This is a genomic window from Flavobacterium rarum (SeqCode), from assembly GCF_965234445.1.
Taxonomy (GTDB): Bacteria; Bacteroidota; Bacteroidia; order Flavobacteriales; family Flavobacteriaceae; genus Flavobacterium; species Flavobacterium rarum.
In genome coordinates this window covers 36,972-49,009 of sequence record NZ_OZ248489.1, presented here as the reverse complement: position 1 = coordinate 49,009, position 12,038 = coordinate 36,972, and the positions used below count along the sequence as shown (strand labels likewise).

The 12,038-nt window shown below is 32.6% G+C and carries 12 protein-coding genes; 8 read left to right on the top strand and 4 right to left on the bottom strand.

What is annotated here, in order from left to right; translation table 11 throughout:
• Window positions 1–429: 429 nt before the first annotated feature.
• Window positions 430–825: a ribonuclease P protein component gene (gene rnpA / locus AC8GF4_RS08125; protein WP_506593768.1), complete on the bottom strand. Its 396-nt coding sequence runs from the start codon at window positions 823–825 to the stop codon at window positions 430–432.
• Between the two features lie 243 nt (window positions 826–1,068).
• Between rnpA and AC8GF4_RS08120 the strand changes: the two genes are divergently transcribed.
• From AC8GF4_RS08120 to AC8GF4_RS08110, 3 genes are all read left to right on the top strand, one after another.
• Window positions 1,069–1,803: a lysophospholipid acyltransferase family protein gene (locus AC8GF4_RS08120; protein WP_506593766.1), complete on the top strand. Its 735-nt coding sequence runs from the start codon at window positions 1,069–1,071 to the stop codon at window positions 1,801–1,803.
• A gap of 13 nt (window positions 1,804–1,816) precedes the next feature.
• A complete protein-coding gene (locus AC8GF4_RS08115; RefSeq protein WP_506593765.1) occupies window positions 1,817–2,803 on the top strand; it encodes an acyl-ACP desaturase in 987 nt (328 codons plus the stop codon).
• A gap of 169 nt (window positions 2,804–2,972) precedes the next feature.
• Window positions 2,973–3,626, top strand: coding sequence for an HD domain-containing protein (locus AC8GF4_RS08110; protein ID WP_506593763.1), 654 nt, complete (start codon window positions 2,973–2,975; stop codon window positions 3,624–3,626).
• Window positions 3,627–3,778: 152 nt separating this feature from the next.
• Here the strand turns inward: AC8GF4_RS08110 and AC8GF4_RS08105 are convergent, their stop codons facing one another.
• On the bottom strand, window positions 3,779–4,174 hold the full coding sequence (locus AC8GF4_RS08105; protein WP_506593761.1) for a hypothetical protein: 396 nt from the start codon (window positions 4,172–4,174) through the stop codon (window positions 3,779–3,781).
• Between the two features lie 282 nt (window positions 4,175–4,456).
• Here AC8GF4_RS08105 and AC8GF4_RS08100 point away from each other — a divergent pair, with 282 nt between their 5' ends.
• From AC8GF4_RS08100 to AC8GF4_RS08080, 5 genes are all read left to right on the top strand, one after another.
• Window positions 4,457–4,852 carry a RidA family protein gene (locus AC8GF4_RS08100; RefSeq protein ID WP_506593760.1) on the top strand — a complete coding sequence of 132 codons (396 nt, stop codon included), beginning with the start codon at window positions 4,457–4,459 and terminating at the stop codon, window positions 4,850–4,852.
• A 68-nt stretch (window positions 4,853–4,920) separates the two neighbouring features.
• Entirely contained in the window at window positions 4,921–5,502 is a 582-nt protein-coding gene (locus AC8GF4_RS08095) for an LOG family protein (protein ID WP_506593758.1), read from the top strand.
• A gap of 24 nt (window positions 5,503–5,526) precedes the next feature.
• Complete coding sequence (locus AC8GF4_RS08090) at window positions 5,527–6,063, top strand: hypothetical protein (RefSeq protein WP_506593757.1); 537 nt, start codon at window positions 5,527–5,529, stop codon at window positions 6,061–6,063.
• A gap of 237 nt (window positions 6,064–6,300) precedes the next feature.
• Window positions 6,301–7,038: a hypothetical protein gene (locus AC8GF4_RS08085; protein ID WP_506593755.1), complete on the top strand. Its 738-nt coding sequence runs from the start codon at window positions 6,301–6,303 to the stop codon at window positions 7,036–7,038.
• A gap of 423 nt (window positions 7,039–7,461) precedes the next feature.
• Window positions 7,462–9,003, top strand: coding sequence for a hypothetical protein (locus AC8GF4_RS08080; protein WP_506593753.1), 1,542 nt, complete (start codon window positions 7,462–7,464; stop codon window positions 9,001–9,003).
• 784 nt (window positions 9,004–9,787) lie between these two features.
• Here AC8GF4_RS08080 and AC8GF4_RS08075 read toward each other — a convergent pair.
• The gene (locus tag AC8GF4_RS08075) at window positions 9,788–11,200 is read right to left on the bottom strand and encodes a hypothetical protein (protein WP_506593752.1); all 1,413 of its coding nucleotides are present in this window, start codon (window positions 11,198–11,200) and stop codon (window positions 9,788–9,790) included.
• Window positions 11,201–11,348: 148 nt separating this feature from the next.
• Entirely contained in the window at window positions 11,349–11,978 is a 630-nt protein-coding gene (locus AC8GF4_RS08070; RefSeq protein WP_506593750.1) for a CatA-like O-acetyltransferase, read from the bottom strand.
• Between the last annotated feature and the right edge of the window lie 60 nt (window positions 11,979–12,038).

Sequence of the window (12,038 nt, the reverse complement as noted above, 5' to 3'; positions counted from 1 at the left end):
TTTTCTCCTGGTTGGATATTCTGGATATTACGACTAGCATAATTCCTTACATTCTGTTCAGACTCTAAAAGATAAAAAAGAATGAGGTGGTTTCTATCGAACAATATACTTCTTGAGTTATTTAGCCATCGGTGTACTCTCATTCTTCTTACTTTATTTCTACAAATTTAATCATTCCATTTCTGAAATTTTTAACTTTGCAAACATAGGAGCTATCGGGGCAGATTGGACGGATTTACACAGATAAAAATTTGTTAATCCATATCTGGCCTTATAGATCACGTATATTTCATACTCAAACTTTTAATTTATAACCAAAGAATCAGTGCTAATCTGTCTAATCAGTGTCCCATTATGAAGTAGAATAAATTTGGTACACACGATAGCTCCTTTGGAGGGGTGCCAAACGGCGGAGTGGTTTTTAAGTGTTTATTTTATTTCGGATTGACTTGCTGGTTTTATTTGCAGTAAGAACTTTTCAAACAATTGTATGGTTTTGGTATTGATTTCTTCATAAGACAATCGGTCTTTGCTTTGGTAAAAAAACATAAAAGAATACGGTTGATCCAAATTGTCCAACAGTAAGTGCTTGTTGAGTCTATAGGTTTCTCGGAGTACACGTTTGAAATAATTACGATCTACTGCTTTTTTGAAATATTTTTTCGAAACAGAAACACCTATTTTTATTTTTTCGGCTTCGCCAAAGGTTCCCGCATTATAAACCAATCGCAATGGATATTTTGAAACCGATTTTCCTTCGGTAAACAACAGACCAATGGTGATTTTGCTTTTTAGTTTTTCTGTTTTGGGATAGGTAAAGTTCATTTTTATAAAATAGACAAATTTATATTTCTACAAAGGTACAATTAAAGTATAGGCGAACAATAGGCCGTTTTTAATCTACTTGGTTTTACAATTATAAGAAAAATCTTTTAGTATGTGTATAGTACAATTCGAATGGATGGTCAGGATGTTGATTTACAAAGATTTAGAATCTGGTTAATTAATTGATAAGGTTATAAATAGTCCTAAAAATATATTTCTTACTTTTGTCGCAAATTTAATAGTATGCAAAAGTTAATTTCGTATCCCTTATCTTTTATTGTTTTAGTCTTTGTTTTGTTGACTTTGGTAGTTTTTCATCCCATTCAATGGTTTTGTTTACATGTATTTGGATATCAAGCGCACAAAAAAAGTGTGGATTACTTGAATTTTATATTACTAAGAATTGTTCTTTTACTAGGAGTAACTTTTAGTTTTGAAAACAGGGAAAGTATTCCAAAAGGTGTACCTGTAATATTTGTTGCCAATCATCAAAGTTTGTATGATATTATTGCGATGATCTGGTTTTTAAGAAAGTTTCACCCCAAATTCGTCAGTAAAAAAGAGTTGGGAAAAGGAGTGCCAAGCGTTTCTTTTAATTTGCGTCATGGAGGTTCTGTATTGATCGATCGAAAAGATCCAAAACAAGCCATTCCATCCATTAAAAAAATGGCAAATTATATCGAAAAATACAAACGATCTGCTGTTATTTTTCCTGAAGGAACAAGAAGTAGAACCGGAAAACCAAAAGAATTTGCTCAAACAGGGTTAAAGATTTTATGCAAGAATGCACCATCGGCTTATGTTGTGCCAATTAGTATCAATAATTCTTGGAAATTGATGAAATATGGAACTTTTCCTTATGGTTTAGGAAATCGTATTACCTTTGTAGTGCACGATGGGTTTGCTGTAAAGGATTTTGATTTCGAAGAATTAATGCAAAAAACCGAATCGGCGGTTGTAAACGGAATAAAAATTTAAAAATTAATATATAATGTCTATAAAAAACATTCGTCTAGAAGTAATGCAATTTTTAGAAAACAAGGTAGAAGGTTTTGTTGATCAATACCTGATTCCTGTTGAGCAAATATGGCAACCTTCTGACTTTTTACCCAATTCAGAAAGCGATAATTTTCTTGAAGAGGTAAAAGAACTTAGAGAGATATCCAAAGATTTACCTTATGATTTTTGGGTAGCCATGGTTGGAGATATGATCACTGAAGAAGCTTTACCAACCTATGAAAATTGGTTGATGGATGTAGAAGGTGTAGATAATCTTGAAAGAAACGGTTGGGCCAAATGGGTGCGTCAATGGACTGGAGAAGAAAATCGTCACGGTGATTTATTGAATAAATACTTGTATTTGTCTGGTCGTGTAAATATGAAAGAGATCGAAATGACAACTCAGCATTTGATCAACGATGGTTTTGATATTGGAACCGGTAGAGATCCGTATAAAAACTTTGTGTACACTAGCTTTCAAGAATTGGCGACTTATGTTTCACATAACAGGGTTTCGCAATTGGCCAAAAGTTATGGAGACAAAAAATTATCCAAAATGTGTAAGATGATTGCGGGTGACGAGATGCGTCATCACCATGCCTATAGTCATTTTGTTACTGAAATTTTTAAAATTGACCCAAGCGAAATGATGCTTGCTTTTCAATACATGATGAAAGCAAAAATTGTTATGCCAGCTCATTTCTTGAGAGAGTCTGGAAACAAAATAAGTTCTGCTTTTGAACATTTCTCTGATTCGGCACAACGTATTGGGGTCTATACTGCATCGGATTATGTTGACATTATGCAAAAATTAATTGATAAATGGGAAATTGACAAAATTGGTAGTTTGACTGATGAAGCCGAAAAAGCCCGTGATTACTTGATGAAATTACCTGCTAGAATGGCAAAAATTTCTGAAAGATTAGTTATTCCATCAGAATCGTTTCAATTCAAATGGGTTGAACCAGCGAGATTGTAGATTTAAGATTGTAGATTTTTGATTAACGATTTAAGATTTTTGATTGAAATTGTCTTTGAAATTGCCATTGCTATTGAAATTGAATTTTGCCGTTGAAATTAATATTAACATCGCTGATTTTTGAAGTTTATGCTTCAAGAATCAGCTTTTTTTTATAAACATATACATTATGAATAATCCAGATTTAATAAACAAAACCATTCTTTTTGTAAAAAAAAAATTAGAAAATGCCGAAGGAGGTCATGACTGGTTTCACATTCAAAGAGTGTATAAGAATGCACTTTTGATTGCCAATGGCGAAAAGTGTGATCTAACTGTTGTAAAACTTGGCGCTTTGCTTCATGATATAGCCGATAGTAAATTTCATGAAGGTGACGAAACGATAGGTCCAAAAGTGGCTCGTGAATTTTTAGAAAGTGAAGCTGTTCCCGAAGTAATAATTGCGCATGTTATTCAAATTATAAATAACATCTCTTTTAAAGGCGGAAAAGTCGAAAAGACATTCTCGTCAATTGAATTGGATATTGTTCAAGATGCCGATCGTTTAGACGCCATAGGAGCTATCGGGATCGCCAGAGCATTCAACTATGGTGGTTTTAAGAACAGACCAATATATAATCCTCAAATTGCGCCAAATTTGCACATGACAAAGGAGGAATACAAAAATAGTCAAGCCCCTACAATCAATCATTTTTATGAAAAATTGTTGTTGCTAAAAGACAAAATGAATACTGAAACGGGTAAACAAATTGCCGAACAAAGACATCACTATATGCAGGGATTTTTGGCTCAGTTTTATGCCGAATGGGATGGGGAAAAGTAAGATTGTAGAATTATAGAAAGTTATTTCGCAAAGAAACGCAAAGCAAACACAGAGACTCACTAAGAGTTTAGTTTTACTATTTTTGTGTGACTTTGCGTTTCTTTCTTTGTGAATCTCTGTGGAATTATTTTCCTGTTTCGTAGATCTTAAATCTACATCCCAAGCTCTTTCATTTCCAAAATTACATCCGATGCATTTTTAAACGTTGGGACTTGTTCAATAATACTTCCGACACGTTTTTTATTCAGTTTGAAGGTAATGTCATTTTCAGTAGTGAACAAAAGTGCTGTCAGGAACGGGTTGTTCATGTAGGGAGCGAGAACAATGTAGGCTTCATCAAGCGTATGAAAACTTTCAATTTCCTCTGTTTTGTAGCGCGCCATAATCGAAAGACTAAAAACACCATCGTTCAAAACCGGACGCACATAAATATTCTTCAATTCGGTATCGCCTATGGTTTTGGCCAGTGTCAGTTTGGCGTAGGTTTTATCGGCGATGCTATCTTTAACTTTTTCCCAAAATTCTGCAAATACAGGTTGAAACGACATAATTTTATTTTTAGGTATTATCGAAAGGCAAAATTAAGTTTTTGAAACCAAAAAAATGGGTTTTCGGTTCAAGATAATATAAAGAAAGGATAGTAATTCTCTCTCTTCTCTATCAATCGATAAAAACACCATGAGTTTTGGGTTTCTGAAATGAATATGATGTTTTAAAAATGGTAAATGAGTATATTTGGGTTTAAAAATGGTATGAGTTTTCATCAACTCCATACAGTAGTCATATAATAATTGCGTGTGAAAATTTAATTTCAGATACAAATACAAAGGATGAGTTCAAAAAAATATATTATAAAAGGAGAAGGATTGCCAAGTTGGACAAATCCGATAAGTCACGGTGTAGTTGCTAATAATATGTGTTTTGTTAGCGGACAATTATCAGTAAACTTAGAAGGACAATATGTTTCTGGTACAGCATTAAAAGAAGCCGAAATGGCATTTGAAAACTTTTTTTCTGTATTGAAAAATGCAGGTTTTAAAAAAGAAGATACTGTATTTATTGATATTGCATTTATTGATTTAGAAAATTTAACCGAAATAAATCAATTGTTCATTAGTTTGTTTCCTGAAAATAAGCGTCCTGCTAGAACTGTATATGAAGTTAATAAATTACCATTTGGTGGAAAAATAAAGATTGCAGGAACTGCAGTCAGAGACCTGAAATAAACCCCACGAGTATTAGAAGGGTTTGAAATTTAAACCAAAAGTTTGATAACTGCAAACAACCAAAAACAATGAAACGAATAACCGTGTTCTGTGGTTCAAGCTCAGGAACTGAAGAAATTTATACCTCAAAAGCTACTTTGCTTGGAGAAACGTTAGCCAAACGAAACATTGAATTAGTATATGGCGGAGCCAAAGTAGGACTTATGGGAGCCGTTGCCGATGGAGTCTTAAGTGAAGGCGGAAAAGTAATTGGTGTATTGCCCAACTTTTTGGGCTCCAAAGAAATTGCTCACCCAAAACTTACCCAATTAATTTTGGTCGATACTATGCATGAAAGAAAAACCAAAATGAATGATCTAAGTGACGGCGTTATAGCCTTGCCGGGCGGTTTCGGTACTTTGGATGAGCTATTCGAAATGCTGACTTGGGCACAATTAGGTCTGCATAAAAAACCAATTGCCATTTTGAACGTCGACGGTTATTATGACGCTTTAATTGTTTTTGTGCAAACAATGGTAGACAAAGGTCTTTTGAAAGAAGTAAACCAACAAATGCTTTTGGTAAGCGATACTATAGACGAACTTCTGGACAAAATGGAAAATTATGTAGCGCCAAAAGTGGGGAAATGGATTAATAAGGAGAACATTTAACATCTATCAATACAAACTATTAAAATGAAATTTAAACTTTTAATACTATTCATTGCTGTGTTTCAATTTACTGGCTGTCAAAAGAATCAAAAAAGCGAAACGACCAATCCAAAAAGCGATTCTAAAAAAATTAGCAGGAATGGCTATTCCATTACCTACGATTCTGGTTTTAGGCTGGATGAAAGCGGAAGCAATGGAACAGAATTCTATTTGTTTTCTCAAAAGGTAAAACCTGGAGATGATTTTGTGGAAAATATTAATTTAATTATTCAGGATTTAGGAACTTTAAAGTATGATTTGAATCAATTTGTGACTCTTTCTGAAAATCAAATTAAAACAAACGGAAAACTAATTGAAAGTGCTAGAAAAAAATCAAGTGAAAAAGAATATCACTTGCTGATTTTTGAGGGCAAATTTAATGGCTTAGATTTAAAATTTTTACAATATGATTTTGTAAAAAATGATAAAGCATACATATTGACTTTTTCTGCAAAGAAAAATGAATTTGCGGATAATCAGAAAAAAATGGAATTGATTATGAATACTTTTGAACTGAAGTAACAAATGTTCTCCTTTTTTTATTTTGAAATTGAGATGAGTTTGTTAATAGGAATAATTCGATTAAAGTCATAAAAAGTTATAATTCTTAATTTACAGAGCAATTATATTTCCTTTTGTGGTTTTTTTGTTTACATTTAAATTTTTAGAAAATATTATTTAACACGGATGTTTTTGATGGTTTATTCCGAAGTTTTCGAGAGCCATGAAGTCCGTGAAAATTGATTAAAATCAATCAAAATGATGAAAGACACCGTTTCGATACCTTCAATTTCAAATGTTGAAAATTCAGTACCCAATTCCCGAATTAAGATTGCCAATTTTGCACCCAATCCAGAATCGCGTTTGGATTCTATGGAACTGAAGTGGGAACCTATAGATGATTCCAGTATTCCTTACAGAGACCTGACCAATTTTTCTACAAAAAAAGAAAGCTATACCAAGCTTATTGCCAAGCTGGATGTTGAAAATAGCATTCGATATCAAAGAACTATCGAAGATACCTATTGTAATGTTTACTCTTTTGATTATTGTTATTTCTCAAAAGTATATCTTCCTACAGTTTGGTGGACAGAAGATGCACTTCAGAAAGTTTTGAATGGTGAAGAAGTAGAAGTTGTTTTTCAAGAAACGGTAGATCATATTTATTCCAGTGCCATTCATGATTGGTTTTTGCAATGGGGAGCTAGTTTTGGTTGGAAAAGGATGTTATCTGTTGATGAAATGCAAACTCAAGTGAATACCAACGGCGGAATTGGAATCATATGCGCCAAAAGAAGAGAAAAAGGACTTTCGGGTCATATTGTTCCCGTTGTTCCAGAAACGGATTTGCACCAAGCGTATCGAGAAAATGGAGTGGTCCTATATCCACTGCAATCGCAAGCAGGAAAAATCAATTATAATTACTTTTCTGAGGTTCGAAAAGATTGGTGGAATGATGAATTATATTCTTCTTATGTCTTGTATTATCACGAATAATTCAAAAAAATAATGGCACCACTTTAGCATTTTGCATTATTATTGATTTTCAGCGAATTAACCGCTTGGAAATACAATAAAAATGAAGTACTTTTGCAACTTGGAAAAAACAAGGATAGCAAATGTTGTATTTAGGCTATTCAGCTGCTTAAAATATTGATATAAAAGTGATTAATGACAATAGTAATTTTATAAACCCATTATAAAAGTTTACTTTTTTATCAATCGTCAGTCGATACTAGCATAAATTTTCCAAGACTACATCAAATTTCTTATAATTATAAAAAAAGGAATAGATTTAACAATTAAGTTTCATTCGTTATTAGGGCTTTTGTTTTTGATATAGAATGAATTAGACCCGTTTTTTTAAGTATAATAAAGATAAAAAGATTCAATAAACCATAAAAAAAGAAATTAGTATAAATGAAAGACAATCAGACAAAAAAATATTATTGGGGTATAGGATTAGAAAACGAAACCTACATGCAATTTGAAGAATCCCTAATAGTTTCTGGTGCCTTTATACAAGAGAAAATTGGTTTTGAAAAATACAGTATTGATTACAGAAAATGCTACAAGCCAGAAAGCATAGCTCCAATGTTGCAATCGGCATTCTATAAAAATAAAAACTACAAAGTGAGCCGAATGATGAATAGTCATTCTCTCGAAAAATTGGACATCAACTATCAGCACAAAATGTTGTCTCCAGTAAAGCCATTTGTGGATACAGAAACTGCTGAGGTGAGTGCACAACCACTTGAAAATCCTGAATATCTTGGAAAATCGATCATGGAACTTTTTCTTGAAGATCAACCGTACAATATTCAAAGTATGATTACCCAAAGAAACAAAACGATGGGATCGGTGCATTTTGATGGTGATTCTATCGAATTTGTAACCAAATATTTTGAAAACAGAACTATTGCTGATTCCTGCAAAGAATTAAAAGCCACCAAAAAATTATTCTTAGATAAAATCAATGAATCTGCTGTATTGAACGGAAAATTAAGTTTTCCAGATTACAACAATGGTCTTAATATGTTCATGAGCAATCAAGAAAACTTGGTTTTGTTTAATAATGGAACCTATCATTTTCATATTACTTTGCCAACATTGACAGAAGACAGCCGAATTGTCGATTATAATAATTTTGACAAAACGCACGCCAACGCCATTTATTTGTTGCAATGGTTTGAGCCTTTTTTTATTGCAACGCTAGGAAGTCCTGACATCATGGGCGTGATAAGTGATAAATACAGTTTGGACAAAAAATTCACTCTGGGTTCTATGCGAAATGCCATGTCTCGTTACATAGGTGTGGGAACTTATAACAAAGCAATGCCAAAAGGTAAAATCTTAACGTATAACGTAGATGATTTTAGAAAATTACTAAATTTTGAAAAAGAGGAAAACATTTGGTGGAGAGATCAGATTGAAGGGGATATGGCATATGAAATGCTTTCGGAGTTAGGACTTGATTTTAATCAGGAAAAAATGTACCAAAGTGGTTTTGAAATGAGAAGCTTTGATGAGTTTCCGGCAGAATATTTGAATGATGTTCTTTTTTCGATTATTTTGATCTGTGAACATTCTCTAAATCTTCCCGATGTTCAATGGGGACATGACAGTGTGGCTTGGAATAATCTAGTTTTTAAAACTTTAAAAAATGGGTATTCAACCGAAATCAATGAAGCCGAAAAGAACGAAGTTTTGGATTTATTACAGCTATTGAATCCTAATGATACTCATTATAATACACTCAAAGCAGCATTTGATGCTATCGTAATGCTGGATGAATTTTTCTTCAAAATCTTGGCTGTTTTACACGAAATGTACAAAGACAATAATGTTTGTTTGGATTCTATGTACGGTCAAAAAACAAGTTTCCCCCCAAAATGGGATAACTTCAACAAATACCAAAACGAGAGACATTTGCAGCAAATAGGGTCTTTCTGCGAGAATTAAATACCGTATTAGAATAGAGCTAGTAGATTTCTAAAGCGGGATCTTGGTTTATTCCTTACCTTTAGAAATTCACTGATTTTAGAGGTTTTTATGCAATAGATATAAAATCTGTGTAAATCTGTGAACCCCGAAAGCATTCCTATGGTGTGGACACATCTAAAAATAGAACACAGAATTAACAGATTGGACGGATTTACACAGATAAAATTTAGTTAATCCATATCTGGCCTTATAGATAATGTATGTTTCATACTCAAACTTTTAATTTATAATACCAAACCCAAAAATAAATTAACTCAAATACTTTTATGGTTTGAAGTTTTTCTCCCAAGGGCAATAGCAATTTCATTAAGTTAAGCTTTGTTTTTTCTCGCCAAGACGCCAAGGCGCAAAGTTAAGAGTCGATTTCTTGGCGTCTTAGCGTCTTTGCGAGAGTTATATTTTGAAAAAGCGTAGTGAGAAACCCTTAATGACATTGGGCAATAGGGTTAAGCTTTTTTCTCGCAAAGGCGCTAAGGTCGGACGAATCACTTTGAACCTTTGCGTCTTTGCGAGAGTCTTAATTTATAATATGCGAGAATTTCTGACGCTTATTAATGTATAAGCTTGTGCAAAAGATAAGCTTGTTGGACTAATATATATATGTAACTGGTATAACCAAAGAATCAGTACTAATATGTGTACCATTACATTATGAAGTAGAATATATTTGTGTCCACACGATAGGAAAGCTTTCGGGGTCGTCAAAAACAACTAATTGCTGTTTTATTATAATCCAAATTTCTTAAAACGAACGGTCAAATCCATCAATGAATTTGCGCATAACGTATTCTTTGGTATACGTATCATAATACCCAAAAATATAATAGTTTTTGTATCGAAAGGTATTTTGCATACTTACTTCATCATGTTCTTTAAGGAATTTGGAAATAAAATCTACCGCTAGAGGATCCTGTTGTTCTTTTTTAAATTGTTGTAATTTTTTATCAAAAACACTTTCGAAATAAACTGTTGTGGGGCCTGAAGCGTTCATCAAATCATAGGCGATGTCGGTGAAATTTCCTGACATAGCGGCGTTGATTCCTGTTGAAAGATCTAAAGTATTCTGACTGTTATTTGTTCCTCCTAGGGTGATTAAAATGGCTTTTGGAGTTTTATAAACGGATAAGCCCACATTCAAAAATAATAATCGTTCCAGAAACTTGGCGGTGTTTTTTAACTCTTTGGTTTTTTGACTGTCCATTTGAATCCACAAAGGAGAATTTTTAAAGGAGATAGTATCTTTTTTTGAAACGGGAAAACTTTTGATGGTTTCACCAGATTGATATTCTTTAATTTCAAATAACAATTCCTCTTTATTGGTGGTCAATTGAAACATTTTGTTTTCGTGGTAATACGAATTGGACAATCCCGATTGTTTTTTGGTAACAGGTTGCAGAAACTTCTTCTCTTGAATTTTAAAAGTAGATAAATCAATATCAAAGGATTGTGTTTCCTTAAAATTATGATCAAATGTGAGTAACAAACGTTTTTTTAAGATGTATAATTTGGTTTTTTCCGAGCCTTTGAACAATGGATTGAACTGATTGGTTTCCATTTTTTCAATAGGGCAAACTTCTAAAATCTGATTCAATTTCAAAATTTCTGTGTTTTTATTTTGAAATTTAAAAGGAGTGAAATCCAGTATTTTTTCTTCTTTTTTACCGTCTTTATAAACATACAAAATCATTTTTTGCTCTAAATTTTTTAAAGAAAGAATATAAAAGCTGTTGTTTTCTTGGAATGATGTTACAATGTCTTGATTGGAATAGGAAGAGTAGTAATTGGACAAGTAAGTAGTTTTTGCATTCAAATCATATTGAACTGCCAAAATGTTTTTTAAATCTTCAGAAGACCAATAAACAGTAGGATTTCCTTCCTCATTAAAGCTATAGCCAGTTATGGTTTTGTAACTTAAATCAGGTCTTGATAGCGTAAATTGATCGGTAAGAAACAAAGCACTATTGTATTTTAGAATCGTAACTGATTCTTTATCGCTGGCAAATACAAATACATCGTGAGTGATTGTATTTTCGGCATTTACAATTTGCTTGTATTCTTTGGATTTTTTAAGCTCCAATGGATAAGTTGACAAAACGGTTTGACTAAAAAAGAAGTTGTATTGAAATAGAATTGTAAAAACAATGAATTTTTTCATATCTGTGAAAATTAATAGTCAGTGGACAAATATGTAGTCGCTTTTCTGTTTATTGGGAATTGTCCATAACTAACTTGTAATTAATGACGATTTCATAAGTGATTATTATAAAACCAAAAATAGGAATTCTATTTTATAGGAATTGAATTTATTGATTCATTATTTCCTGAAAATAATCTACCATTTGGCCTACATGCATGGCGTCCATTAATCCGTGATGTACATGAATAGACATCGGCATAGTTCTTTTCCCGTTTTGATCAATTGTCATTTTACCAAAAGAAATTTTGGGACAACTATCTGGAAAAGTCAAGTTTCGCGCGTGAGAAAGTGAAGTAAATTTTAACCAAGGTATGGCTGAAAAGTGAATCAGATTTTCTGCATAAAATTCACGGGTAAACAATCCTGTTGTGTTTTGAATTCGTTCGATTTCTGTTATTGCTGTTTGCTCGAAAATTAAAAAATTGTGGTGGTATTTAATAAAAGAAAACCCAAAAGTTCCATCGGCTCGACTTATAGTAGCGGACCCATCAATACGATCATGAATATAGATGTGTGTATTTGAAATTCGGTATCTGAAATTCTCAAAAGCATTTACAGCCATCAAAGTTTTGTGTAAATAATAAATAAAAAAAGAGGAGCTTTGTGTTTTGGCTGTTGCATACGCTTTGGTACAGTCAATATCAATAGTGACTCCAAAAAAAGGTTCTTGCATTTGTTTGAAGAAAAGGAAATGTTCTTTTCGATTCCAATTGTCTATGTCTAAAAGCGTTTTCATTTTTTTAGTATTTATTTGAGTTCAATATGATAGTTATTCAGACTTTTTTGCCGAAACGTA